Here is a 24513-nt window from a genome sequence, read left to right as displayed (position 1 = left end):
ACCGTCCTGCGGGCCCGCCAGCTCGACACCGGGAAAGCAGAAACGGATCCTCCCAGCTCATCCACCTCAGCCTCGCCGAGATCAGACGCCTGATCCACCGCCTCACCAACCGACGGCCCGCACCCGTCGAACACATCCTGCACTGGTCGACCTGGCGCCGAAAACGACAACACCAAGCCCGAACCAGCCACTACAAACAACGAGGCCACGCCCCACCGACTGACCACCCGTCACAGCAAACACCGTTGCAGTACTAGGGCGTGTTTTAGAAGTCCCGCCTGCCCACCCTTCGGGCGGACGACGCTACTTCTAAGACACGCCCCAGGAAGACTTCGGCGGGGCCAGGGCGTTCGCTCGCGCGTGCGAAGCTACGGCTACGCTCGTCGGCATGCTGAACCGTGTTCCTTTCAATGAGGCGCTGCTCTCCACCGTGGGCACCCCCAAGCAGACCAAACTCCTGGACAGCAGTCCGCGGTCACGGGTGTGGCGGGTGCGGCTGGCCGACCGGCAGCTGGTGATCGTCAAGCAGATCACCGACGGCGGGGACACGGGCGCCGACGCGAACACGCGCTTCGCGCGGGAGGTCGCCGGGCTGCGCCTGGCGGGGCGGGCCTCCGGGCCTGCCGTGGCCCCCGCGGTGCTCGCCACGGACCTGCCCTCGCGGGTGATGGTCCTCGAGCACTTGGACGACCTCGGCAAGACGGACGACTGGATGCCGGGGTACGCCGAGTCGCTCGCCCGGCTGCACGCCCTGACCGGGCCCGCCGACGCGGGCGCACTACCGGTCTGGTCGGGGCCCACGGCCACCGACGCGGAGTCCTTCCTCACCCTGGCCAGGGCGCTCGACGTGCCCGTACCGTCCACGGTTCCCAATGAACTCGCCGGTCTCCTGGAGCGGTTGGACCCCACCCCGTACCATGCGCTGCTGCACGGCGACCCCTGCCCCGGCAATGATCTGCGCACCGCCGACGGCGTCCGCTTCGTCGACTTCGAGCGGGCCTCGCTCGGCAACGGCCTGATCGAACTCGCCTACTTCCGCATCGGCTTCCCCACCTGCTGGTGTGCCATGTCGGTCACCGCGGCCCCGCTCACGGAGGTCGAGGACGTCTACCGAACCACCTGGCACGGCCTCACCGGGAAGGACGTGCCGGGTGACCTCGCCGACGCGTGTGCAGGCTGGCTGATCCAGGGCGACGCGCTCGTCGAGCGGGCCCACCGCGGGACGGTCGACCAGCTCGCTCGGGTGCCCGCCGAGGACTTCGAGTGGGGCTACGTCTCCGCCCGTGAGCGGCTCGTCCACCGCCTAGGCGTGGTCGCCGACATGACCCGCGACCACGATCACCTGCACGCCGTCGGCCGCCTCAGCTCCGCCCTGGCCAGCCGCCTGCTCGAACGCTGGCCGAAGCTGCGTCCGCTGCCCACGCATGACGCCCGCCCTTGGTACTAGGGCCCGTTTTCAAAGTCGGCGGTCTGGCCGGGGATCGGTGAACCGCACATCGACTTGGTCAGTGCGCGAGGCCGTCGATCAGTTTGCCAAGCGTCGCGCTGATCTCTTGCGGTTCGGTGAGCATGGCCAGATGGTGTGTGGTGCGGCGCGTGACCCGCCAGCCTTCTTGCTCAGCCTGGTGAGCTTCGGCCGTGTACGCATCGCTCAGTTGCAGGTAGGCACTGTGCGAGGGAACAGGGCCTGGAAGTTCGGGGGCGATCTCCTCGAAGTAGGCCAAGGGGAGGCGATGGAGCTCTCCGCAGAAGCGGGCGCGCACGTGCGGGTCTGGCAGGAGCTCCTCGACGGTGCCCGGCGGGAACCACTCGTTCCAGGGCAGCAGAAGCCCGTCCCGGGCAAGCCCGCGCAACTGCTCGCGCATTTCCGCTGGGACTGTGTCGAACCAGCTGCGGCCGGGGTGGGGTAGGAGGGCATCGACGAGGATCGTGCCGACGACCGTCGCTGTCGTTGCGCCGACGACAGCGGGCATCAGGGCGCCGGCCCCGCTGTGCCCTACGAGCACGATCCGGCCGCCACCACCGTGCCGGTCGATTTCGTTCGCAACGGTTATAGCAAGGCTTGGATAGTACGGTGCAGCACCTGCGAACACCTCCGCCAAGGAGGGCGCAATCGTCACGTGTCCTTGCGCGCGCAGTGCGCTCACGACCGGCTGCCAGACCGAAGCCCCTACCAGAGGGCTGTGCACCAGGACCAGGGTCGGTTGTCCTCGCATGACACCTCATTCTCGATCACCAAGGAGCTGTTGCGGAATCGTAGACATACTGGCAAGCGTTGGGCGCCCCTACGCGCCGGGCGTTCGCTGAGGATAGAGTCGGATCACGTCCAAGTGCATCGGCATGAACTCCCACTTCTGGTCGGCGAGTTTATGTTGGCGCATCCGAGCTGGTCCCTCGTCTGAGGCGGCTTTCGAAAGTGCTGGTCACAGCCACTCGTTGATGGCCGCGACCAGAACGGTCGCCTCGTAGCGGACGGCGAGCTTGTCGTACCTCGTGGCCACGGCGCGGTGGCGCTTCAGGCGATTGATCCCGCACTCCACCGCGTGGCGCTCTTTGTAGTCGTCCTTGTCGAACTTTGGCGGGCGGCCGCCGCGGGAACCGCGCTTCTTGCGGTTGGCGATCTGGTCGTGCTTCTCCGGGATCGTGCAGCCGATACCGCGTCGGCGAAGGTAGGCGCGGTTCGCACGGGAGCCGTATGCCTTGTCAGCGCGGACCTTGTCCGGCCGGGTGCGCGGGCGACCCGGTACGAGCCGGGGCACGCGGATGCGGCCCAGGACGACCTGGAATTGCGGAGAGTCTCCTCGCTGCCCGGCCGTGATCACGAGCGACATCGGCTTCTGGGCCTGCTCGACCGCCAGGTGCAGCTTGGTGGTCAGCCCTCCCCGGGAGCGGCCGAGCCCGTGGTCGTCGGGCTCGGCGAAGACGCCGCCGGGAGGCTCGACCTGCAGATCCCCTTTTTTCGGGCACCCGCCGCGTGCTGGTGAGCGCGGGCGATCGTCGAGTCCACCGAGACGTCCCAGGTGATCAGGCCCTTCGCGTCGGCTCGGGCCTGAAGCTGCTCGAAGATGCGGTGCCAGGCGCCGTTCCGCTGCCAACGTCGGAACAGGCCGTACACCGTCTCCCACGGCCCGTAGCGTTCGGGTAGGTCCCGCCACGGTATGCCGGTTCGGGTGCGGAACCGTATGCCGTTGATCAGCTGCCGTTTGGTGTGAACCGGCGGTCGGCCGGTCTTGATGCCCTTCGGCAGCAGCGGCTCCAGCACCTCCCACTGAGCATCTGCCAGATCTCCCCGAGCCATGAGACGTGATCATCGCATGACCTTGATCCACTTCTGAAACGCGCCCTAGTGCCGTATCAGGCAACGTTCGCCTCGTTGCGACTTGTCGTCCGGTTGCTGAGTCGGGCGGCACGAGCATGCAGTCTCATCGAGGTCTTCGCCAGGCACACCGGCCACGTCCTGGAACCTGCGCGCCGACCGGACCGTGGCCTGAAGCACCACCACATGACCGTCTCATCAGGTTTGGTCGCCCGAGGGAGCAACATAGGAACGCATCTGCGCGACGCGCCCGTCGGCTGTCATCCAGTCAGCTGCGGAACTGCCGACGTAGCGCCATCCGGCACGCTCATAGAGGTTGATGGCGGCGGTTGCCCCGGCTTCGACTTCCAGAACGGGCCTGAGTCCGTCGGCTGCAGCTACTTCGATCGCCTTGTCCAGCAGCCTCGCGGCCACCCCTCGTCGGCGGGCACCAGCACTGACGAAGAACCGCGCCACGGACACCAGACGCTGCGAAGGCAGCCCGACAGCGATAGCCAGCGCCTCCCCGGGACGAGCGAGGACCAGATGACCCAGGACAGCCGAGCCATCTACGGCCACCCAGGCATCGAGCATGCTTCGGGGAGTCAGCCAACCTTCGGGATCGACAGGCCAATCCACTGGATAGCGATCTGCCGCATGGACCGTGGCGAGTGCCTGGACGCAGCCCCGCATGTGGTCATCGACGCGAGGACGAATCGTCAGTTCGTTCATTCCGGGATCGTGGCACGTCGCCGTTCACGATGAACTCCCCACTCCACAGTCCGGAAAGGGTGCTCAGAATGATCGAGTGGTTGAACGCGTGCGGGTGCGTCAGATCGATGGCGACGAGGGGCAGCGGCTGCTGCGGATCGTCCGCCGAGGTACCGGGTCGGTGGTGACCTGGCGGCGCGCGAACCGTGGCCCACCTGTCCGGAGCACGGTGACCCCTGGCAGGTCGGGGTGTAGGCGATCTCCACGTTGTTCGCCGCCGCCCACTGCCCCGACGGTGACTCGCCGTGCACGAATTCAGGAGACGGCGCGCCCCGAGTCGGCGGGACGCCGGGGGCCGAGGCACGTCCCGCCAGGGCTCCCTGCTCACTGCGCCGCTTCGTGCACGACCGCAGGGGGTGGCACCGCGCCGGATGTGTCTGCCGCCGGGGCCACCCGCCCGCGTCGGGCCCGTCGGTCTCACGGAATCGGGAAGCGCTCGATGTCCTCATGGGGTGCGGCCGTCGCCGGGGCGAGTCGGCGGCGTGTGTCGACAGCCGGGGCCAGGAGGACCGCCGAGGCGACGAAGACCAGGACCACCAGCATGGCCGGGCGCAGGCCCCAGTGGTCGCCGAGGAACCCGAGGCCGGGCGGGCCCACGAGGAAGGCGATGTAGCCGATGGTGGCCACGAGGCTGACACGGGCGTTCTGGTCCGGGCCCGACTCCCCGGCGGCGGACAGGGCGACGGGAAAGCCCAGGGATGCGCCGAGTCCCCAGAACAGGACGGCTGCCCCGGCGAGGGCGGCGTTGTCGGAGAAGATCACCAGGATCAGTCCGAGTGCTCCGGACAAGGCGCCGACGCGCACGACGGCGGTGCGGCCGAAGCGGTCCAGGAAGAAGGTGCCGCCGAAGCGGCCGATCGTCATGGCAGCGGCGAACCCGGCGTAGACGAGGGAGCCGAGGGTCGCGTCCAGACCGTGTCCGTCCACCATCAGCAGCGGCAACCAGTCGTTGGCCGACCCTTCGGCGAGGGCCATCGCCAGGACGATCGCACCGATCAGGACGAGTTTGCGATCCTTCCAGACCTGCGGTCGGGCGTGCCCGACGCCGGTGTCGTCGTGGGCGTCGGGTGCCTGCCTCCCGGTGCCTGCGGGGATCGAGCGGATGGCGTACCAGAAGATCGCGGCCGAGATCAGGGCGACCCCGGCGAGATGCCAGTGCACCGGCAGGCCGGTGGCGGTGGCGGCCATCCCCGCGCCGGCGCCGATCACGGTGCCCAGACTGAAGCAGCCGTGCAGGGTGGGCAGCGTGGTCGTGCCGCTGATCCGCTCGATGTCGGTGCCGTCGATGTTGACGGCCACATCGCCCGCCCCCATGCCGGCCCCGAACCCGCACAGTCCCGCCATGACCATCGGCACAGAGGCCATGACACCGCCGATGCTGACGAGGACCAGGCTCACGATCAGCAGAACGGTCCCCCAGCCGATGACCGGCCTGGTCCCGTACCGGGACACCAGGCGTCCCGAGCACAGAATCCCGGTCATGGAGCCGAGCGACAGGCCGAACAGCACCAGTCCCATCTGGCCGGTGGACACTTCCAGCCGGTCCCGGATGTCCGGAGTGCGAGTCACCCACGACGACATGGCGATGCCTGGCAGGAAGAAGAACAGGAACAGTGCCTGACGGCGTCGGCGCACGGCGAGGTCCATCAAGAAGGGGCTCCGGGGGGGATGAGGAGGGGGCTGGGCGGGCCCGGGTTCGGCGCCGCCGCTCGGACAACGGTACCCATGCGAACTCCACGAATGGAAGCGCATACATTGAGGTGGTTGCCGCACACGGCCACGCCTCCAGCCCTCGCGGACACACGCTTCAGGCGCGACCCGGACCTTCGCGAGGTCGGCATCCATGGAATGCCGACGCAGCACGTCGTCCCCCGATTTCCGTGAATCGACGCGGGGCGCAGCGCCAGTCCCATCTGGCCGGTGATTGACGGCCGGTCAGGCAGAACTCGCCGAACGGGCACAGACGTTGAGGCTCGGCAGGCGGGAGTTCGACACTCTCCAGGCTTGACGGCTAACACCGTTAGCCGTAATTTGGCGCCACGCGGCAAACGTCGTCAGCCATGTCGGTCAGTCGCAACGTGAGAGGGCCGCAGTGAACACCGCCACAGCCCGCAGCACCCCGTGCAGCAGTGTCCCGCCCCGGCCCTTCCGGGGTGCATGGGAAGCGCCGGCGCTCCTCTGCGGGGCGATGGCGGTTCCCGGGGAAGCGCACCGTGACTGACCGCGCGCAGCAGATCATGGCCGCCGCCCGGGAACTGCTCGACGCCGAAGGTCCGGATGCGTTGTCGATGCGGCGCATCGCCGAGCGTGTCGGCATCCGGGCGCCTTCCTTGTACAAGCACTTTCCTGACAAGGCCGCTGTAGAGGCCGGACTCCAGGTGCAGGGGATGACCCGGCTCGCTGAGGAACTGGAGGCCGCCGAAGCCGGGATCGGCGTCGAACCGCCCCTGCTCGTGCTCGCCCGCGCCTACCGACGTCACGCTCTCGCCTGCCCGCACCTCTACCGCATCACCCACAGTCGGCCGCTCGCCCGCACCGCGCTTCCCGAAGGACTCGAAGATCGCGCGGCGGCGCCGTTGGCCCGCGCGGTGCACGGCGACATTCACGTCGCGCGCTCGTTCTGGGCATTCGCGCACGGCATGGTCGCGCTCGAACTCGACGGTCGCTTCCCGCCCGGCGCAGACCTGGACGCCGCATGGCGCACCGGCTGCGATGCGTTCACCCGGGCAATCCGAAACGAGACCCGGGAGGACATCACATGACCGCAATCGCCGAAGAGCCCGCTACCGGCAGCACCGCCCGCGCCGCCGGATACGTACACGCCGCGGCGTGGATTCTCGGGCTCGCCGCCGCTTGGGGAGCCTCACCCGAAGTCGGTGACACACACACCGGGATCACGACCGCGTACGCCGACCGGCCCGTCCAGGTCGTCGCCCAGGCGCTGCTCGTCCACGGTGTGGCAGGTGTCAGCCTGCTTGTCGTCGGATCCGGACTGCTCGACCGGGCCCGCCGTACCGACAACACCGCGGCTCGCCCGGCCGGATGGGCCGGGAGAGTCGCGGGGGCGCTCGCGTGCGTTCAACTCGTCGTGGAACTGATCGCGGTGTCCGGAGCCGATCCAGCGTCACCGGGCAGGACCGGCGCACTGTTCGAGGCGGTCCAGCGTGCGGACGGTGTCAAGATGTTCGCGCTCGCCACGCTCGCCGCGGCCGCCTGCGTGGCCTCGCGGCACGGCACACTGCTGCGGCGTTGGGAGGTCGTCGTCGGCTGGGTCCTCGCCGCAACGATCACCGCTTCCGGCATCGGTTACCTCCTCCTGTCCACCACCTTGACCCCAACGGCATTCATCTCACTGCCCTTGCTGCTGATCTGGATCGCCGCACTCGGCGCAGCCCTCGGGCGTCGGCCCTGAGCGCTCGCTCGACCGGGCGGGCTGTCGCCACCGCGTCCCCTTCCCCGCCTTCGCGGACGCGGTCGCCCCCGGCACAGCCCTGGCCCAGGCGATCGGCCGCTGGGGCAACTGGTTCAACCAGGAACTCTACGGCCGCCCCACCACGCTCCCCTGGGGCCTGGAGATCGACCGCGCGCACCGTCCGTCCGGCATGCTCGACATCGCGACGTACCACCCCACCTTCCTCTACGAGTCCCTCTGGGACATCGGCGTCGCCGCACTGGTCCTCTGGGCGGCCCGCCGGTTCGCACTCGGTCACGGCAGGGCCTTCGCCCTGTACGTCGCCGCCTACACGGCCGGCCGGTTCTGGACCGAGTACCTGCGCATCGACGAAGCCCACACGTTCCTCGGCCTGCGCCTGAACAACTGGACCTCCGTCGTGGTCTTCCTCGGCGCCATCGCCTGCCTCGTCGTATCGGCCCGCCGCCACCCGGGCATCGAGGACGTGTCGCGACCGAAGGACGAGGGCCGCAACGAGAGGGCCGACGAGCCGCGCCTGGACGTCGCGGTCAAGACAGGAGGAGCGACACACGATGACGGGTGAGACCGTCAGCGCCACCACGAGCCTGGGCCGCCCGGCTCGCCCGGGACCCCTTGCCGAGGACGGGCCGGTGCCGAACTCTTCTGCCTGATGAACGAGTCCGCGCTGCGGAACGTGGTGGGAGATGCCGAGATCACGCGGGGCCGGTACCGGGTTGGGCGGACTCTTCGCCCGGCACCTTGGCAAGCTGCACACCACGCAGGCTGAGCAGCATCAAAGCGACGCACCCGCAGGCGAGCGCGATGTCGGCGACGTTACCCACGAACGGGCCGTAGTCGATGAAGTCCACAACATGCCCGCGGGCCACCCCGGGCTCGCGGAAGAGTCGATCGCCCAGGTGGGACACCGCACCGCCGAGCAGCGCGCCCAGCACGAGCGCCCAGCCCGCAGAGGCCAGTCGGCGTGCGGTGTAGAGGATGCCGACCGCTGCCGCCGCCGTCGCCAAGGTGAACACCCATGTCGCCCCGGTGCCGATGGAGAACGCGGCGCCAGGGTTGTACAGCAGCCGGAAGTGGATCAGAGGGGGGATCACGGCGACGCGCTCGCTGTCGGACAGCGCGGAGACCGCCCACATCTTGGTGAGCTGGTCCGCGAGCAGGACCACCGCCGCCAGCACGAGCATCATGCCGTACAGCCGACCTGAACCCCGCTCCAACCGCATCATCAGGGCCTCCGTGCGTAGCGATGTCCGAACCAGGATTCCCTGAGACTATCGGCCCCTCCTGAGGTGTCTTCCACCGTTCCCGGGCGAAGCCCCGTCGGATTGTCAGTGGTGCCGGCCACGCTCGTTCCCCTGGCTGTTCCGGCTGTTCGAGTCCGGCGATCAGGGGGTGAACGATGGGGACGTCACCGGTGTCACCGGCACAGGTACGCACGCCTGAGCCGACGATTGCGCCGATCACTCGACTGGGATGGAGTTCGGCACCCGAGGAACCGCTACTCTCCTCGGCCATGGCCGACATAGTCCGCGCTACCGCCTCCGACGTCCCGGCGCTCGCCTCCGTACTCGCCAGTGCCTACGCCGAGGACCCCGTCTGGTCCTGGCTGATGCCGCACGACCGGGACCGGCGGCTGCGGCTGCTGTTCACCGCGCATCTGGCGCAGCAGGTCCCGGCGGGCCGGGTGTGGACCGATCCGGACCGCACGGTGGCGGCGGTGTGGGCGGAGCCCGGGAAGTGGAAGCTGCCGGTGAGCTATCTGCTGCGCAACGCGGGCACGCTCCTGCGGGCGGGCCGGGCCCAACTGCCGCGGACCGCGATGCGGTTGCTCGCGCTGGAGCACCGCCACCCCGCCGACCCCGCGCACTGGTACGTCGAGTACATCGGCACCCACGCGGACGCGCGCGGCACGGGGCGCGGGTCTCAGGTGCTGGACGGGCTGCTGGAGCGGGCGGACGCGGACGGGCGGCCGGTGTTCCTGGAGTCGAGCAACCGCCGCAACCTGACCTTCTACCGGCGGCACGGCTTCGCGGTGCAGCAGGAGATGTCGTTCCGGTCCGGGCCGCCCATGTGGTCGATGTGGCGCCGGGACGCGGACCGGTAGCGCTTCGCCGTCGAGCGGGCCCGCCGCCCGCGGCGGCGCGGTGGTCGCGGACGAGTACCGCGGCCCGTACCGGCGTCCCGCCCGCGACCACGTGGTCCTTTCACCGGAACGCCGGCGTCGGGCGCGCCCGGCGTCCCCGGGCGCGCCCTCGTGTCACCTCCGCCAGAACAGGTGGTGCGTCACGCCGCTCGGGCTGGGCACGACCTCCAGGTGGTACCGGTCGAGCAGCTCGTCGGGGGACTCCCAGAGCCGCACTCCGGATCCGAGCTTCACCGGCGAGACCGCCACATGCAGGGTGTCGACGAGGCCGGCGTCGAGGAACTGCCTAATGGTGGTGGCTCCGCCGCCGAGCCGGACGTCCTTGCCCTGTGCCGCTTCCCGCGCCTGCTCAAGGACCGTGGCCGGGTCGCCGTCGACGAAGTGGAACGTGGTGTCGGACAGCGTGAACGAAGGGCGGCCGTGGTGGGTCATGACGAACACCGGAGTGCGGAACGGGGGCTCGTCCCCCCACCAGCCGCGCCACTCATGGTCCTGCCAGGGCCCGCGCTGGGGCCCGAACTTGTTGCGGCCCATGATCTCGGCGCCGATGTTGCGGGCGTAGTCCCGCGTGAAGTAGTCGTCGAGCCCCCGGCTCCCCCCGGGGTCGGTGCGCATGGGCCAGCTCGCCGTGGCACCGGCCCAGGCGAACAGCCTCTCGGGATCGACGTGGCCGAACGGACTCTCGAAGCTCTGGTCCTCACCGGCCCCGATTCCGTCACTGGAAACAGTGAAGTTCTGGACTCTCAGTAGCTGGGTCACGCGTTCCTCCTGCGTCGTCGGTAACAGTGATCAGACTCTTCGGGCCGGCCAAACTCATCGCCGCGCCGCGACCGACCGGAATCCGGGCCGCCCCTGGCCCTCCCGGCTCAGGCCGAAAGCTCCCAGATCAGCACCTCGACCGCCCCCGCCGCAACCAGCTCCAGTCCCTCCTCCCCGGCGATCTGCACCGAGTCGCCGGGCTCCAGTTCCTCGTCGCCGATCCCCACACGCCCCGCCACCACATGGACGTACACCCGCGCCGCGTCCGCCACCGCCGTGCGCTCTCCCTCGGCGAGTCTGCGGACGTGCAGCATCGCACCGGCGGCAGGGAGGGCGTACGGGGTGGAGTCGGCGATGCCGGGAACGATCGTGTACGCGGGCTCGCCGCCCGGTTCGAGCGGTGCCAGCCACATCTGAAGGAACGTCAGCGGACGTTCGCCGTCGTTGCGCTCGACATGGCGCACACCGGCCGCGGCGCTGAGGTGCTGGAGGTCACCGGCCCGTACGACCGTGGCGTGACCGGTCGAATCGCGGTGGGTCAGCTCGCCCTCGACGACCCAGGTGACGATCTCCGTATGGCTGTGCGGGTGCTCGTCGAAGCCCGCACCGGGAGCGAGCCGTTCTTCGTTGCAGGCCAGGACCGCGCCGAACCGGAGGTTGTCCGGATCGTAGAAGGCACCGAACGAGAAGGCGTGCAGGGACTCGATGCCGGCGGCCTCGTCCCCGCCCGTGAAGCGGTCGTCGGAGCGCTGAACGGATATCACCCGTCCACGGTAGCCCGGCGCGGGCCGCCGGACCGCCCCCGCGGGCCCGCGAGCCTGCGGCCCTCCGCGCTCCCGCGACTCCCCCCGTCGCTACCCGGCGGTAAGACCCGCGACCGCCCCGGCCCTCCGCGCACGTGGTCCGATAAGGCAGTCTTGTGTTCGTGCCCCGACCCGATCCTGAGCAGCCCGCTGCGAACGACGCCCACCTGCACGCCGCGACCCTGAAGCGGCTGGAGCAGTCCTCCGGCCGCCTGGCCGCCAACGCGATCGCCCGCATGGACGAGACGCTGCCGTGGTACCGGGCGATGCCGCCGGAGAACCGGTCCTGGATCGGCCTGGTGGCCCAGGCCGGAATCGCGGCGTTCACCGAGTGGTTCCGGCATCCGGAGACCCCGCAGGCCATCTCCACCGATGTGTTCGGCACGGCTCCGCGCGAGCTGACCCGGGCGATCACCCTGCGGCAGACCGTCGAGATGGTGCGGACGACGATCGAGGTCATGGAGGCCGCGATCGAGGAGGTCGCCGCGCCCGGCGACGAGTCGGTGCTGCGGGAGGCGCTGCTGGTCTACGCGCGGGAGATCGCGTTCGCGACCGCCCAGGTGTACGCGCAGGCCGCCGAGGCGCGCGGCGCCTGGGACGCCCGGCTGGAATCGCTGGTGGTGAACGCGGTGCTGTCCGGCGAGGCCGACGAGGGCGCCGTGTCGCGCGCCGCGGCGCTCGGCTGGAACTCCCCCGAACACGTCTGCGTGGTGCTCGGTACGGCCCCGGACGGCGACAGCGAACTGACCGTGGAGGCGATCCGCCGGGCCGCCCGGCACGCGAAGCTCCAGGTCCTGACCGGGGTGCTCGGCAACCGGCTGGTCGTCATCGCGGGCGGCAGCGACAACCCGCTGCACGTCGCGAAGGCGCTGATCGGCCCGTACGCGGCGGGCCCCGTCGTCGCCGGGCCCGTGGTGCCCGATCTGCTGGCGGCCACCCGGTCCGCGCAGGCCGCGGCCGCCGGGCTGAAGGCGTGCTGTGCCTGGCAGGACGCCCCGCGGCCGGTGCTGGCCGACGATCTGCTGCCGGAGCGCGCGATGGCGGGTGACCCCGCCGCACGGGACCAATTGGTGGAGGAGATCTACAGACCGCTGGAAGAAGCGGGTTCCGCGCTCCTGGAAACGCTGAGTGTGTATCTGGAACAGGCGAGCAGCCTGGAAGGCGCGGCCAGGATGCTCTTCGTCCACCCCAACACCGTGCGCTACCGGCTCCGACGTGTGACAGACGTCACCGGATGGTCACCCTCCGACGTACGCTCGGCGTTCACTCTGCGAATCGCCCTGATTCTGGGGCGTCTGGCCGCCAGGGATCCGCAGTCCTAGACTTTTGTCGGACATCAACAATTCCCCACACGGTTCTTCGTCCCTGTCCCCACGGGCGTTCCGGACCATTCACAAGAGAGAGTGTGAGGGTGCTCGTACTCGTCGCTCCCGGCCAAGGCGCTCAGACGCCCGGCTTCCTGACTCCCTGGCTCGACCTCCCCGGTGCCACCGACCGCATCGCGGCCTGGTCCGACGCCATCGGGCTCGATCTCGCCCACTACGGCACCAAGGCCGACGCGGAGGAGATCCGTGACACCGCGGTGGCGCAGCCGCTGCTGGTCGCCGCCGGTCTGCTGTCCGCCGCCGCACTCAACGCATCGCCGGACATCGTCGCAGGTCACAGCGTTGGGGAGATCACCGCAGCCGCCCTCGCCGGAGTCATCGGCGACGAGACGGCGCTGCGTCTCGTCCGTACGCGTGGGCTCGCCATGGCCGACGCCGCCGCGGTCATCGAGACCGGTATGGCGGCGCTGCTCGGCGGCGACCCCGAGGTGACGATCCCTCACCTGGAGAAGCTCGGGCTGACCCCGGCGAACGTCAACGGGGGCGGCCAGATCGTCGCCGCCGGCACTGCCGCGCAGATCGCCGCGCTGACCGAGGACATGCCCGAGGGCGTGCGCCGCGTGGTTCCGCTCAAGGTCGCCGGTGCCTTCCACACGCGCCACATGGCGCCCGCCGTCGACCGGCTGCGCGAGGCCGCGACGGCGCTGAAGATCGCCGACCCGACCGTGACGTACGTCTCGAACGCCGACGGGAAGGCCGTTGCCATCGGCGACGAGGTCATCTCGCGGCTGGTCGGCCAGGTGGCCAACCCGGTCCGCTGGGACCTGTGCATGGAGACCTTCAAGGAAATGGGCGTCACGGCTCTCATCGAGGCGTGCCCGGGTGGCACACTCACGGGTCTCGCCAAGCGCGCGCTGCCCGGTGTGCAGACGCTCGCGCTCAAGACCCCCGACGACCTCGACGCCGCCCGCGCGCTCGTCATCGAGCACGCAGGCGCCTAAGGAGCCCGAGAGCATGTCGAAGATCAAGCCCAGCAAGGGCGCCCCGTACGCACGCATCATGGGTGTCGGCGGCTACCGCCCGACCCGGATCGTGCCCAACGAGGTGATCCTCGAAACGATCGACTCGTCCGACGAGTGGATCCGCTCGCGCTCCGGCATCGTCACCCGCCACTGGGCGAACGACGAGGAGACCGTCGCCGCGATGTCGATCGAGGCGTCCGGCAAGGCCATCGCCGACGCCGGGATAAGCGCCGACCAGATCGGCGCCGTGGTCGTCTCCACCGTCTCGCACTTCGCCCAGACACCCGCCATCGCCACCGAGATCGCCGACAAGCTGGGCACCGACAAGGCCGCCGCGTTCGACATCTCGGCCGGCTGCGCCGGCTTCGGCTACGGGCTGACCCTCGCCAAGGGCATGATCGTGGAGGGCTCCGCGGAGTACGTCCTGGTCATCGGCGTGGAGCGGCTGTCCGACCTGACCGACCTGGAGGACCGGGCGACGGCCTTCCTGTTCGGTGACGGCGCGGGCGCCGTCGTGGTCGGCCCGTCCAAGGAGCCCGCGATCGGCCCGACCGTGTGGGGTTCCGAGGGCGACAAGGCCGGCACGATCAAGCAGACCGTGTCCTGGGACAAGTTCCACATCGGCGACGTGTCGCAGCTGCCGCTCGACTCCCAGGGCAATGTCAAGTTCCCGGCCATCACGCAGGAGGGCCAGGCGGTCTTCCGCTGGGCCGTCTTCGAGATGGCGAAGGTCGCCCAGCAGGCGCTGGACGCGGCCGGGATCGCCCCGGAAGACCTGGACGTCTTCATTCCGCACCAGGCCAACATGCGGATCATCGACTCGATGGTGAAGACCCTGAAGCTGCCGGAGAACGTCATGGTCGCCCGTGACGTGGAGACCACCGGCAACACCTCCGCCGCCTCGATTCCGCTCGCCATGGAGCGGCTCCTGGCGACCGGTCAGGCGAAGAGCGGCGACACCGCGCTCGTCATCGGCTTCGGGGCGGGTCTCGTCTACGCCGCGACGGTCGTTACCCTCCCCTAGGCACACCAGGCCATTTCGGCCCGGACGCCAGAACCCTGCAGATAAACACCGAAGGAGCGCCAACATGGCCGCCACTCAGGAAGAGATCGTCACCGGTCTCGCCGAGATCGTCAACGAGATCGCCGGTATCCCGGTCGAGGACGTCCAGCTGGACAAGTCCTTCACCGACGACCTGGACGTCGACTCGCTGTCCATGGTCGAGGTCGTCGTCGCCGCCGAGGAGCGCTTCGACGTCAAGATCCCCGACGAGGACGTCAAGAACCTCAAGACGGTCGGCGACGCCGCCGAGTACATCCTCAAGCACCAGGCCTGATCAGGCCGGCTCTGTGTCGCCACCCGGCGGTGGCGCCGCTGATTCACGACCCTCTACACGTGGAGAAGATTTTCCAGTGAACTCGACCAATCGCACCGTGGTCGTCACCGGTATCGGCGCAACCACTCCGCTGGGTGGCGACTCGGCGTCGACCTGGGAAGGTCTGATGGCCGGTCGTTCCGGCGTCAAGCCTCTTGAGGGCGAACGTTTCGCCGAGTTGCCCGTCAAGATCGCCGCGCTCGCGGCGGTCGACCCGGGCGACGTCCTGCCCCGCCCGCTCGCCCGCAAGCTGGACCGCTCGGCGCAGTTCGCGCTGATCGCGGCCCGCGAGGCCTGGGCGGACGCCGGCTTCACCGGCAAGGCCGGTGAGGACGACGCGGTCCGGCCCGAGCGGCTGGGCACGGTCATCGCCTCCGGTATCGGCGGTGTGATCACCCTGCTCGACCAGTACGACGTGCTCAAGGAGAAGGGCGTACGCCGCGTCTCCCCGCACACCGTGCCCATGCTCATGCCCAACGGCCCGGCCGCCAACGTCGGCCTGGAGGTCAACGCCCAGGCCGGTGTGCACACTCCGGTCTCCGCCTGCGCCTCGGGCGCCGAGGCGATCGGGTACGCCGTCGAGATGATCCGCACCGGCCGTGCCGATGTGGTCCTCGCCGGTGGCACCGAGGCGGCGATCCACCCGCTGCCGATCGCCGCGTTCGCCAACATGATGGCGATGTCCAAGCACAACGAGGAGCCCGAGAAGGCCTCCCGTCCGTACGACACGGGCCGTGACGGCTTCGTGCTCGGCGAGGGTGCCGGCGTCGTCGTGCTGGAGTCCGCGGAGCACGCCGCCGCGCGTGGCGCCAAGGTCTACTGCGAGGTGCTGGGCCAGGGGCTGTCCGCGGACGCCCACCACATCGCGCAGCCCGAGCCGACGGGTCGCGGCATCGCCGCCGCGATGCAGAACCTGCTGGACCAGACCGACCTCAAGCCGTCCGAGGTCGTGCACCTGAACGCGCACGCCACGTCGACGCCGCAGGGCGACGTCGCCGAGCTGAAGGCACTGCGCAAGGTTCTGGGCGACGACCTCGACCATGTCGCGATCTCCGCGACGAAGTCGATGACCGGTCATCTCCTCGGTGGCGCAGGTGGCATCGAGACCGTCGCGACGGTCCTGGCGCTGCACCACCGGATGGCTCCGCCGACGATCAACGTGGAACACCTCGACGAGGAGGTGGAGGCGGACATCGTGCGCGACACGCCTCGACCGCTGCCGGAGGGGCCGATCGCCGCGATCAACAACTCGTTCGGGTTCGGCGGGCACAACGTGGTCCTGGCGTTCCGCAGCGTCTGACCCGCGGCCCGCGGTCCGGGTACGACGAAGCCCGCCTCCCCACTCGGGGAGGCGGGCTTCGTCCGTTGCACGGGGCGCTTCGGGGGCTCCGCCCCCGGACCCCCGCTCCTCAATCGCCGGAGGGGCTGAATTTCGCGCCCTCACACCACCTGGTGCAGCCACCGCACGGGTGCGCCCTCGCCCGCGTGACGGAAGGGCTCCAGTTCGTCGTCCCACGGCTTGCCGAGCAGCTTGGCGATCTCGGCCTCCAGGTCGGTCTCGCCCCGGACGGAGCGCGCCAGCGCGGCCCGCAGCCGGTCCTCGGGCACCAGGATGTCGCCGTGCATGCCGGTGACGGCGTGAAAGATGCCCAGTTCGGGCGTGGAGCTGTAGCGCTCGCCCTCCGTGGTGGGGCTGGGCTCCGCCGTCACCTCGAAGCGCAGCAGATCCCAGCCGCGCAGCGCGGAGGCCAGTTTCGACGCCGTGCCGGGGCGGGCCTGCCAGGAGAACTCGGACCGCCAGGTGCCGGGCGCGGCCGGCTGTCTGATCCAGTCGAGCTGGACGCGCACACCGAGGACGCCCGCCACCGCCCATTCGACATGGGGGCAGAGCGCGCGCGGTGCGGAGTGAACGTACAGAACTCCACGTGTCGTCACCGGGACCTCCAGTGTGGGACGAAGTTCGCCTTCCCCAGCGGCCTCGCGCCCGTACCGTCACTTCTCGGCCGGCTCCCGAGGTTGTCATCAGTAAACAGCATCGGGGTGAAACTCCTGAAAAGGGACAGTATGTGACGTGATGTGATTTACAGAAAGCCACCCGAGTGGAGCCGGGCGAGGGCATGCGGCGCTGGTTCGACGAGGAAAAGCTACCGCGCGGCGGCGGTCGAGGTGTGACGTACGGTCGGTCCTGGGCACTTCATTCGCTCAGCTTTCACCCTGCGGGGCACCCGGGCCTTCCAGCCGGTGCCGCACGGGGTTGCCGGGGGCATAAACGAGGGGAACCAAGGGATGCAGGATCGTTCCGCCCGTCACCGTTCGCGCACCGCCACCGCTGTCCTGGCGGCGCTCTCGCTGCTCGGCGCCGCCGCGCTGACCGGCTGCGACACCGACCGGGACGGGACGACGAAGGGGGCGGCGTCCGGGCAGCGGCAGCCGTCCGTCAGGCCCGGTCCGGTCTGGGACCGCAGTCCGGGGTCGGTGGCCGCCGTCGGCGACTCCATCACGCGCGGCTTCGACGCCTGTTCGGTGCTGGCGGACTGCCCCGAGGTGTCCTGGGCGACCGGCACGGACAGCGAGGTGCGCAGCCTCGCCGTGCGGCTGCTCGGTGAGTCGGGGGCCGCCGAGCACAGCTGGAACCACGCCGCGACGGGGGCCAGGATCGCTCAGCTGCCGGAGCAGATGGCGCTGGCGGCGAAGGAGAAGCCGGAGCTGGTGACGGTGATGATCGGCGCCAATGACGCCTGCCGGGACTCGGCGCGGATCATGACTCCGGTGGCGGATTTCCGGTCGTCCTTCGAGGCGGCGATGCGTCAGTTGCGTGCCGGTGCGCCGAAGGCACAGGTGTACGTGTCGAGCGTGCCGGATCTCATGCGGCTCTGGCAGACGGGACGCGGCAACGCGCTGGGCAAGCAGATCTGGAAGCTGGGGCTCTGTCAGTCGATGCTGGGCGACGCGGACGACATGGGCGCGGGCGCCGTGGCCCGGCGCGCCTCGGTGCAGGAGCGGGTCGTGGCGTACAACGGGGTGCTGCGGGAGGTCTGCGCGAAGGATCTGCGCTGCCGTTACGACGGCGGGGCGGTCTACGACTACCGGTTCACCGGCAAGCAGCTCAGCCAGTGGGACTGGTTCCATCCCGGGCGCAACGGACAGGCGCGGCTGGCGGAGATCGCCTACCGCAATGTCACCGCGGCCCGGCCGCCCGCGTAGGCTCCGTGATCATGGACACGGGTTCGAGCACAGAGCTGCGTACGGAAGAGTTCGGCGCCCTCGTGAACGGTGCCGTCGTGCACCGCTGGACCCTGGAGCGGGACGGTACGCGGGTGCGTGTCCTGACGTACGGCGGCATCGTGCAGTCGGTCGAGGTGCCGGGCCGGGACGGGGCGCGGGCGGACATCGCCCTCGGGCTGCCGGATCTCGCCGGGTACGAGACGTTCCCCGGCCCCTACTTCGGGGCGCTGGTCGGGCGGTACGCGAACCGGATCGGCGGTGCCTGCTTCGAGCTGGACGGGCACACGCACCGGTTGACGCGGAACGAGGGGCGCAACCAGGTGCACGGCGGGGCCAGAGGCTTCGACAAGCGCGTGTGGCGGGCGCGGGAGGTGGCGGACGGCGTCGAACTGTCCCTGGTCTCCGAGGACGGCGAGGAGGGCTTCCCGGGGCGTCTGACGGTGTCCGCGACGTACACGCTGGACGCGGGCGGGGCGCTGCGGATCGCGTACCGGGCGACGACGGACGCCCCGACGGTGCTGAACCTGACGAATCACACGTACTGGAATCTCGCGGGTGCCGACAGCGGCAGCGCGCTCGGGCAGGTGCTGCGGATCGCGGCCGGGCGGATCACCCCGGCGGACGCCGAATCGCTGCCGACGGGCGAGTTCCTGCCGGTGGACGGGACCCGGTTCGACTTCCGTGAGCCGAAGCCGGTCGGGGCGGGCTACGACCACAACTTCGTGCTGGACGGGGCCGGGGCGGGGCCCGCGGCCGAGCTGTACGACGCGGCGTCGGGGCGGGTCCTGACCGTCACCACGACGGAACCGGGCATGCAGCTGTACACGGCGGACCACTTCGACGGCCGGCCGTTCGGCCCGTGCGCCGGGATCGCGCTGGAGACCCAGCACTTCCCGGACTCCCCGAACCGGCCCGATTTCCCGAGCACGGTGCTGCGGCCGGGCGAGGAGTACGTCTCGACGACGGTGTACGGATTCGCGGTGCGCTGAGCGCAGGAGCGGAGGAAGGGCCCCGCAGCGGCGTCAGATGCCGCTGCGGGGCTCTCCGGTTCCCCCGGCCCGCTACTCCTTGATCTCCACGGCCGCCGTCAGGCGCACGTCACCGAGCGAACGGGCCGCCTGCACCTCGTACGTGCCGGGGACGAGCGTCCAGTCGTACGCCGTCTCGTCCCAGATCTCGTACGCGCGCCGCTCCAGCGCGATCACCGCTTCGGCGCTCTCGCCGGGCGCCGCCTCGACCCGCGCGAAACCGGCCAGCCAGCGGACCGGGCGTTCGGCGGTGTCGTCCCGGGGCGCCAGGTACAGCTGGACGGTCTCGGCGCCCGGCCGGGTACCGGTGTTGCGCAGGCGGACCGTGGCGCTGTCGGGGCCGGCTGTCAGGCTCTCGTACTCCCAGGTGGTGTAGCCGAGTCCGTGGCCGAAGGGGTAGGCGGGCGCGGTGCCTGCCTTCTCCCAGGCCCGGTAGCCGACGAAGACGCCCTCCTCGTAGCAAAGTTCGCCGTCGGTGGGGGTGGTGTTCGAGACCGGGACGTCGGCGAGCGCGACCGGCCAGGTGGTGGGGAGGCGGCCGCCGGGCTCCTCGGCGCCGAGCAGGACGTCGGCCAGCGCGTGGCCGGCCTCCTGGCCGGGGAACCAGCTGAGCAGGACCGCGGCGACCTCCTCACGCCACGGAAGCTCGACCGGGGAACCGGAGTTGACGATCACGACGGTGTTCGGGTTGGCGGCGGCGACGGCCCTGACCAGGTCGTCCTGGTGGCCGGGGAGCCTGAGGTCGGTGCGGTCGAAGCCTTCCGACTCGACGCGTTCGGTGGTGCCGACGACGACGATCGCGGTGTCCGCGGCACGGGCCGCCTCGACCGCCTCGGCGATCAGCTCCCGGGGGTCGCGGCGCGGGCCGAGGTGGCACAGGGAGAACGAGACGCCGGGGATCGGCGCGTCCTCGCCCAGGGTGTCGGGGACCTGTCGCAGCGACACCTCGACGGGTTCGCCCGCGGTGAGGGTGATCCGGCCGCGCTCCAGGGGGTTGCCGAAGAACGCCTCGCCGGGGTCGGTGGAGCCGGTGACCCGGTGGACCTCGTCGTACAGCGTCTCGCCCGCGACGGTGAGGGTGAGCGCTCCGGTGCCGCGGGTGCCGAAGACGTGCTCGCCGCCGTCGCGCGGGACGAAGGTGCCGGTGATCTCGACGCTGTGCAGCGTCGTGAGGGTCACGCCCTCGGGAAGGTCGTCGCCGATCCACTGGAGGCTGCCGCCACGCAGCGGGGCCGAGCCGATGACGGTGCCGGAGGTGTCGTAGCAGACGGCCCTCAGCTCGAAGCCCTTCTCGGCGGGGCTGAGTTCGTCGTTCGGGTCGGCGCCGACCCGGTAGTCGAGCACGCCCTCGGGGAGGGCGGCGGTGAGGCCGTCCAGCGGCGAGACGATGTGGTGCGGGAAGACCTGGGCGGAACCGCCGCCGAGGACCCGGGCGTCCCGGGCGAGCGCCCCGCTGAGCGCGACCTTGCGCACGGCGGCCGGGTCGACGGGGAGCGCGGCGCGTTCGTTGCGCACGAGGACGAAGGAGCGGCGGGCGATCTCGCGGGCCAGCGCGTCGCCGTCGACGGTCGCGGGGTGCGCCGCCTCGTCGACGACGGGCGGGGCGCCGTCCAGGACGCCGACGCGGGCGGCCAGCCGCAGCACGTTCCGCACGGCCCCGTCGACGACGGACTCCTCGACCTCACCGGCGCGCACCGCGTCGGCGAGCGCCTTGCCGTAGACGGTCTTCGGGCCCGGCATGGCGACGTCGAGGCCGCCCTCGGCGGCGGCGACGGTGGAGCGGGCGGCCAGCCAGTCGGAGACGATGTAGCCGTCGAAGCCCCACTCGCCGCGCAGCACCGCGTTCTGCAGATAGCGGTGCTCGGTCATGGTGGAGCCGTTGACCCGGTTGTAGGCGGCCATGATGCCCCAGGGGTGGGCGTTCTTGACGATGCGTTCGAACGGGGCGAGATAGATCTCGCGCAGGGTGCGCGGGGCGACGAGGTTGTCGACGGTGAAGCGCTCGGTCTCGGCGTCGTTGGCGACGAAGTGCTTGACAGTGGTGCCGACACCGCCGTCCTGCACACCCCGCACATAGCCGGTGCCGATCTCGCCGGTGAGGAACGGGTCCTCGCTGTACGTCTCGAAGTGGCGTCCGCCGAGCGGGGAACGGTGGAGGTTCACGGTCGGGGCGAGGAGGACGTGGACTCCCTTGCGGCGGGCCTCCTGGGCCAGCAGCCGGCCGGCCCGGCGGGCCAGGGCCGGGTCCCAGGTCGCGGCGAGCGCGGTGGGCGAGGGCAGCGCGACGGAGGGGTCGTCGGCGCTCCAGGCGACCCCGCGGACACCGATCGGCCCGTCGGACATCACCAGGGAGCGCAGCCCGACGGCGGGCAGCGCGGGCAGCGACCACATGTCCTGCCCGGCCAGCAGCCGCGTCTTGTCGTCGAGCCCGAGTGCGGACAGGGCCGCTTCGACCGCGGCCTCGCGGGCCGCATCGGGGTGGGTGGGTGTGGACGCGCCTGCCACGGCCGTACCTCCTTGTCGGTTACTGCACTGAATATCTCCATAGTGACCGCATGACCGGTAGAGCAGTAGGGTTCGTTACCAGTCTGTGATTTACCCGGGATGGCGTACGGTCCTCGGTGCGGGACCGATGGAGCACCGAAAGGGGCCGGGGCGATGGCGCGGGCCAGAAGCGCGGAGCGGCGGGCGGAGATTCTCCGCGCCGCTCTCGAAGTGATCGCCGAGCGCGGCTACCGCGGCGCCTCGCTGAGCGCCGTCGCCGAGCGGGTCGGCCTCAGCCAGCAGGGGCTCCTGCACTACTTCCCGACCAAGGAGGCGCTGCTCGTCGCCGTGCTGGAGGAGCGCGACCAGTGGGACACCGGCGGCGGGACCCGGAGCGACGGCAGATGGCGGATCGATCTGCTGACCTCGCTCGTCGAGTACAACGCGATGCGGCCCGGTATCGTCCAGACGTTCTCGGCACTGCTCGGCGAGAGTGTGACGGAGGGTCATCCCGCGCGGGAGTTCTTCACCCGCCGCTACACCCAGGTCCGGGCGAGCATGGCGACGACGCTGCGCGCGGAGTACGGCGAGCGACTGCCGGGCGGCCTGACGCCGGAGCGCGCGGCGCCACTGCTGGTGGCGGTGATGGACGGGCTTCAGTACCAGTGGCTGCTGGACCCGGACTCGGTGGACATGTCCGTGGCGTTCCAGGATTTCCTGACACTGCTGGAGTCGCCGGAACCACACGTTCCGGAGAACCCCCAAGCATGACACGGCCTGCGACGAAACCAGTACGACAAGATCGATGAACGTCACCTCCGGGTGATTTCCGAGTGGTCTACGCGCGTCCGGGCACAGGCGCCGTCCGGGGCGCCCCAGGGTGGGGCGCATGACTTCCGAGACCGCCGGACCTTCTTCCGGCCCGCCCTCCCGACGCACCATGATCACCGGAGCCGCCGCCGGTGCCGCCGTCCTTGCCTCGACCGCCGTCGGCGCCGCAAGTGCCGCCGCTCCCCGTGCCGTTGACGCCACCGCCGCATCCGGCACCGCGCTCGCCCCGGCGGCCACCGGATCGGACTGGGCGGCCTGCCTGACCATCGCCCGCGCCATCCTCGTACGCGACGAACAGGACCAGCCGCTGGTCCCGCACTACCGCGACATCCTGCTGTCCAAGGGCCTGCCCCGCAGCCGCAAGGCCCCCAGGAAGGTGCTGGTCGTCGGCGCGGGCCCGGCCGGGCTCACCGCCGCCCATCTGCTCCGCAGCGCCGGACACACCGTCACCGTGATCGAGGCCAACGGCAACCGCGTCGGCGGCCGGATCAAGACCTTCCGCAAGGGCGGCCACGAGAACGCGAAGGCGCCGTTCGCGGACCCGAACCAGTACGCCGAAGCCGGCGCCATGCGGATCCCCGACAGCCACCCGCTGGTCACCGGGCTCATCGACAGCTTCGACCTGAAGCGCCGCCGCTTCTACCTGGTCGATGTCGACGCCGAGGGCCGGCCGGCCAACCGCACCTGGATCCACGTCAACGGCGTCCGGATGCGCAAGGCCGACTACGCGGCGAAGCCGCAGGCGGTCAACCGCTCGTTCGGCGTTCCCGCGGAGTTCGAGAACAAGACCGCCGCGACGATCGTGCGCGAGGCCTTCGCGCCCGTGCGCAAGGAGTTCGAGGGCAAGGAGGGCAGCGAGCTCGTCCAGGGCTGGGCGCGGGTGATCCAGCGGTACGGGCACTGGTCGATGTACCGCTTCCTGACCGAGGCCGCCAAACTCGACGAGCGGACCATCGACCTCGTCGGCACGGTCGAGAACCTCACCTCACGGCTCCATCTCGCCTTTGTGCACAGCTTCATCGGTGCCTCGCTGATCAGCCCGGACACCGCGTTCTTCGAGCTGCCGGGCGGCACGGCGACGCTCGCCGACGCGATGTACGAGCGGGTCAAGGACATCGTGCGGCTGAACCGCCGGGCCACCAGGATCAGCCACGGCACGGACGGTGTCCGGGTCGAGACGGTGTCCGAGGGCCGCGACGGCAAGCCGCTCGTGCGCGAGACGTTCACCGGCGACCGGGCGATCATCACCGTGCCGTTCTCCGGGCTGCGCCACATCCCGGTCGCTCCCGCGCTCTCGTACGGCAAGCGGCGCGCGATCACCGAGATCCACTACGACGCGGCGACCAAGGTGCTGCTCGAATTCAGCCGCCGCTGGTGGGAGTTCGAGGAGAAGGACTGGAAGACCGAGCTGGAGAGGATCAGGCCCGGCCTGTACGACGCCTACCGTCGGGGCAAAGCACCGGCCGACGGCTCGCTGCTGGGCGCCCACCCCTCCGTACCCCCCGGGCACCTCCCGCCCAACCAGCGCGTGCACTACGCGGCGTACCGCGCCGACGCCCGCAACCAGCCCGCGGCGGCGCACGTCATCGGCGGCGGATCGGTCACCGACAACCCCAACCGCTTCATGTTCCAGCCGTCCCACCCGGTCGAGAAGAGCGCGGGCGGCGTGGTCCTCGCCTCGTACAGCTGGGCCGACGACGCGCTGAAGTGGGACTCGCTGGACGACGACGAGCGCTATCCGCACGCCCTGGGCGGGGTGCAGGACGTGTACGGGCAGCGCGTCGAGGTCTTCTACACCGGCGTCGGCGCCACCCAGTCGTGGATGCGCGATCCGTACGCGTACGGCGAGGCGTCGGTGCTGCTGCCGGGCCAGCACACCGAGCTGTTCGCCGATGTGCGGTCGGTCGAGGGGCCGCTGCACTTCGCCGGCTGCCACACCTCGATCAAGCCGGCCTGGATCGAAGGGGCGTTGGAGTCCGCGGTCCGGTCCGCGCTGGAGGTGCACACCAGCTGACCCCGGT

The 24513-nt window shown here is 70.5% G+C and carries 22 protein-coding genes and 1 pseudogene; 14 read left to right on the top strand and 9 right to left on the bottom strand.

The features are described 5' to 3' along the window. Positions 1-388 precede the first annotated feature (388 nt). Entirely contained in the window at positions 389-1447 is a 1059-nt protein-coding gene (locus ACZ68L_RS10505) for a phosphotransferase family protein (RefSeq protein ID WP_469575865.1), read from the top strand. A gap of 58 nt (positions 1448-1505) precedes the next feature. Here the strand turns inward: ACZ68L_RS10505 and ACZ68L_RS10500 are convergent, their stop codons facing one another. The 4 genes from ACZ68L_RS10500 to ACZ68L_RS10485 form a co-directional block, all read right to left on the bottom strand. After that, on the bottom strand, positions 1506-2216 hold the full coding sequence (locus ACZ68L_RS10500) for an alpha/beta hydrolase (protein ID WP_469575863.1): 711 nt from the start codon (positions 2214-2216) through the stop codon (positions 1506-1508). 207 nt (positions 2217-2423) lie between these two features. Beyond that, a protein-coding gene (locus ACZ68L_RS10495) for an IS5 family transposase (RefSeq protein ID WP_469575861.1) occupies positions 2424-3298 on the bottom strand; the annotation gives its coding sequence in 2 pieces (ribosomal slippage) (positions 2424-2906 and positions 2909-3298; 873 coding nt in all). A gap of 216 nt (positions 3299-3514) precedes the next feature. Then, positions 3515-4027, bottom strand: a complete 513-nt coding sequence (locus ACZ68L_RS10490; RefSeq protein ID WP_469575860.1) for a GNAT family N-acetyltransferase — start codon at positions 4025-4027, stop codon at positions 3515-3517. Between the two features lie 456 nt (positions 4028-4483). Beyond that, positions 4484-5713, bottom strand: coding sequence for an MFS transporter (locus ACZ68L_RS10485; protein WP_469575858.1), 1230 nt, complete (start codon positions 5711-5713; stop codon positions 4484-4486). Positions 5714-6279: 566 nt separating this feature from the next. On the opposite strand from ACZ68L_RS10485, the gene ACZ68L_RS10480 reads away from it, so the two are divergent. From ACZ68L_RS10480 to ACZ68L_RS10470, 3 genes and pseudogenes are all read left to right on the top strand, one after another. Then, entirely contained in the window at positions 6280-6828 is a 549-nt protein-coding gene (locus ACZ68L_RS10480; RefSeq protein WP_469575856.1) for a TetR/AcrR family transcriptional regulator, read from the top strand. After that, positions 6825-7478, top strand: coding sequence for a hypothetical protein (locus ACZ68L_RS10475; RefSeq protein WP_469575855.1), 654 nt, complete (start codon positions 6825-6827; stop codon positions 7476-7478). Before ACZ68L_RS10480 ends, ACZ68L_RS10475 begins: the two co-directional genes overlap by 4 nt. A gap of 19 nt (positions 7479-7497) precedes the next feature. After that, positions 7498-8061 (top strand): annotated as a pseudogene (locus ACZ68L_RS10470) (prolipoprotein diacylglyceryl transferase family protein); the annotation flags it as partial. 130 nt (positions 8062-8191) lie between these two features. On the opposite strand, the gene ACZ68L_RS10465 reads toward ACZ68L_RS10470, so the two are convergent. Continuing rightward, positions 8192-8722, bottom strand: coding sequence for a signal peptidase II (locus ACZ68L_RS10465; RefSeq protein ID WP_469575853.1), 531 nt, complete (start codon positions 8720-8722; stop codon positions 8192-8194). 287 nt (positions 8723-9009) lie between these two features. Between ACZ68L_RS10465 and ACZ68L_RS10460 the strand changes: the two genes are divergently transcribed. After that, a complete protein-coding gene (locus tag ACZ68L_RS10460; RefSeq protein ID WP_469575851.1) occupies positions 9010-9600 on the top strand; it encodes a GNAT family N-acetyltransferase in 591 nt (196 codons plus the stop codon). 153 nt (positions 9601-9753) lie between these two features. Here ACZ68L_RS10460 and ACZ68L_RS10455 read toward each other — a convergent pair whose 3' ends face one another. Next, on the bottom strand, positions 9754-10398 hold the full coding sequence (locus ACZ68L_RS10455) for a dihydrofolate reductase family protein (protein WP_469575849.1): 645 nt from the start codon (positions 10396-10398) through the stop codon (positions 9754-9756). 107 nt (positions 10399-10505) lie between these two features. After that, entirely contained in the window at positions 10506-11162 is a 657-nt protein-coding gene (locus tag ACZ68L_RS10450) for a pirin family protein (RefSeq protein WP_469575847.1), read from the bottom strand. 161 nt (positions 11163-11323) lie between these two features. Here ACZ68L_RS10450 and ACZ68L_RS10445 point away from each other — a divergent pair, with 161 nt between their 5' ends. The 5 genes from ACZ68L_RS10445 to fabF all read left to right on the top strand — a co-directional run bounded on the left by ACZ68L_RS10445 (position 11324) and on the right by fabF (position 16224). Further along, positions 11324-12523, top strand: a complete 1200-nt coding sequence (locus tag ACZ68L_RS10445) for a PucR family transcriptional regulator (RefSeq protein ID WP_469575845.1) — start codon at positions 11324-11326, stop codon at positions 12521-12523. A gap of 89 nt (positions 12524-12612) precedes the next feature. Then, entirely contained in the window at positions 12613-13527 is a 915-nt protein-coding gene (locus ACZ68L_RS10440) for an ACP S-malonyltransferase (RefSeq protein WP_469575904.1), read from the top strand. Positions 13528-13540: 13 nt separating this feature from the next. Next, on the top strand, positions 13541-14572 hold the full coding sequence (locus ACZ68L_RS10435) for a beta-ketoacyl-ACP synthase 3 (protein WP_469575843.1): 1032 nt from the start codon (positions 13541-13543) through the stop codon (positions 14570-14572). 64 nt (positions 14573-14636) lie between these two features. Further along, a complete protein-coding gene (locus ACZ68L_RS10430) occupies positions 14637-14885 on the top strand; it encodes an acyl carrier protein (RefSeq protein ID WP_123470715.1) in 249 nt (82 codons plus the stop codon). A 76-nt stretch (positions 14886-14961) separates the two neighbouring features. Beyond that, positions 14962-16224 (top strand): beta-ketoacyl-ACP synthase II, encoded by a 1263-nt coding sequence (gene fabF, locus ACZ68L_RS10425; RefSeq protein ID WP_469575841.1) that lies wholly within the window; start codon positions 14962-14964, stop codon positions 16222-16224. A gap of 140 nt (positions 16225-16364) precedes the next feature. On the opposite strand, the gene ACZ68L_RS10420 is transcribed toward fabF, so the two are convergent. Beyond that, positions 16365-16859, bottom strand: a complete 495-nt coding sequence (locus ACZ68L_RS10420; RefSeq protein WP_351075717.1) for a DUF3145 domain-containing protein — start codon at positions 16857-16859, stop codon at positions 16365-16367. A gap of 351 nt (positions 16860-17210) precedes the next feature. Here ACZ68L_RS10420 and ACZ68L_RS10415 point away from each other — a divergent pair, with 351 nt between their 5' ends. Together ACZ68L_RS10415 and ACZ68L_RS10410 are read left to right on the top strand one after the other, a co-directional pair. Further along, entirely contained in the window at positions 17211-18128 is a 918-nt protein-coding gene (locus ACZ68L_RS10415; protein ID WP_469575837.1) for an SGNH/GDSL hydrolase family protein, read from the top strand. An 11-nt stretch (positions 18129-18139) separates the two neighbouring features. Beyond that, positions 18140-19138 carry an aldose epimerase family protein gene (locus tag ACZ68L_RS10410; protein ID WP_469575835.1) on the top strand — a complete coding sequence of 333 codons (999 nt, stop codon included), beginning with the start codon at positions 18140-18142 and terminating at the stop codon, positions 19136-19138. A 72-nt stretch (positions 19139-19210) separates the two neighbouring features. Here the strand turns inward: ACZ68L_RS10410 and ACZ68L_RS10405 are convergent, their stop codons facing one another. Next, positions 19211-21682, bottom strand: a complete 2472-nt coding sequence (locus ACZ68L_RS10405) for a beta-glucosidase (protein ID WP_469575833.1) — start codon at positions 21680-21682, stop codon at positions 19211-19213. A 153-nt stretch (positions 21683-21835) separates the two neighbouring features. Between ACZ68L_RS10405 and ACZ68L_RS10400 the strand changes: the two genes are divergently transcribed. Both ACZ68L_RS10400 and ACZ68L_RS10395 read left to right on the top strand, forming a co-directional pair. Next, a complete protein-coding gene (locus ACZ68L_RS10400; RefSeq protein WP_469575832.1) occupies positions 21836-22432 on the top strand; it encodes a TetR/AcrR family transcriptional regulator in 597 nt (198 codons plus the stop codon). Between the two features lie 118 nt (positions 22433-22550). Beyond that, a complete protein-coding gene (locus tag ACZ68L_RS10395) occupies positions 22551-24506 on the top strand; it encodes a flavin monoamine oxidase family protein (RefSeq protein WP_469575829.1) in 1956 nt (651 codons plus the stop codon). The last annotated feature ends 7 nt before the right edge of the window (positions 24507-24513 follow it).

The sequence above is a fragment of the Streptomyces sp. NPDC104309 genome (assembly GCF_055584025.1).
The sequence above is the reverse complement of the archived record's forward strand: the minus strand, read 5'-3'. Positions and strand labels throughout refer to the sequence as shown.

Excerpts from the sequence above, each read along its gene's own strand:
- ACZ68L_RS10505 (WP_469575865.1), top strand. The coding sequence starts at position 389 with ATGCTGAACCGTGTTCCTTTCAATGAGGCGCTGCTCTCCACCGTGGGC.
- ACZ68L_RS10500 (WP_469575863.1), bottom strand. The coding sequence starts at position 2,216 with ATGCGAGGACAACCGACCCTGGTCCTGGTGCACAGCCCTCTGGTAGGG.
- ACZ68L_RS10490 (WP_469575860.1), bottom strand. The coding sequence starts at position 4,027 with ATGAACGAACTGACGATTCGTCCTCGCGTCGATGACCACATGCGGGGC.
- ACZ68L_RS10485 (WP_469575858.1), bottom strand. The coding sequence starts at position 5,713 with ATGGACCTCGCCGTGCGCCGACGCCGTCAGGCACTGTTCCTGTTCTTC.
- ACZ68L_RS10475 (WP_469575855.1), top strand. The coding sequence starts at position 6,825 with ATGACCGCAATCGCCGAAGAGCCCGCTACCGGCAGCACCGCCCGCGCC.
- ACZ68L_RS10465 (WP_469575853.1), bottom strand. The coding sequence starts at position 8,722 with ATGATGCGGTTGGAGCGGGGTTCAGGTCGGCTGTACGGCATGATGCTC.
- ACZ68L_RS10460 (WP_469575851.1), top strand. The coding sequence starts at position 9,010 with ATGGCCGACATAGTCCGCGCTACCGCCTCCGACGTCCCGGCGCTCGCC.
- ACZ68L_RS10435 (WP_469575843.1), top strand. The coding sequence starts at position 13,541 with ATGTCGAAGATCAAGCCCAGCAAGGGCGCCCCGTACGCACGCATCATG.
- ACZ68L_RS10430 (WP_123470715.1), top strand. The coding sequence starts at position 14,637 with ATGGCCGCCACTCAGGAAGAGATCGTCACCGGTCTCGCCGAGATCGTC.
- ACZ68L_RS10415 (WP_469575837.1), top strand. The coding sequence starts at position 17,211 with ATGCAGGATCGTTCCGCCCGTCACCGTTCGCGCACCGCCACCGCTGTC.
- ACZ68L_RS10410 (WP_469575835.1), top strand. The coding sequence starts at position 18,140 with ATGGACACGGGTTCGAGCACAGAGCTGCGTACGGAAGAGTTCGGCGCC.
- ACZ68L_RS10400 (WP_469575832.1), top strand. The coding sequence starts at position 21,836 with ATGGCGCGGGCCAGAAGCGCGGAGCGGCGGGCGGAGATTCTCCGCGCC.
- ACZ68L_RS10395 (WP_469575829.1), top strand. The coding sequence starts at position 22,551 with ATGACTTCCGAGACCGCCGGACCTTCTTCCGGCCCGCCCTCCCGACGC.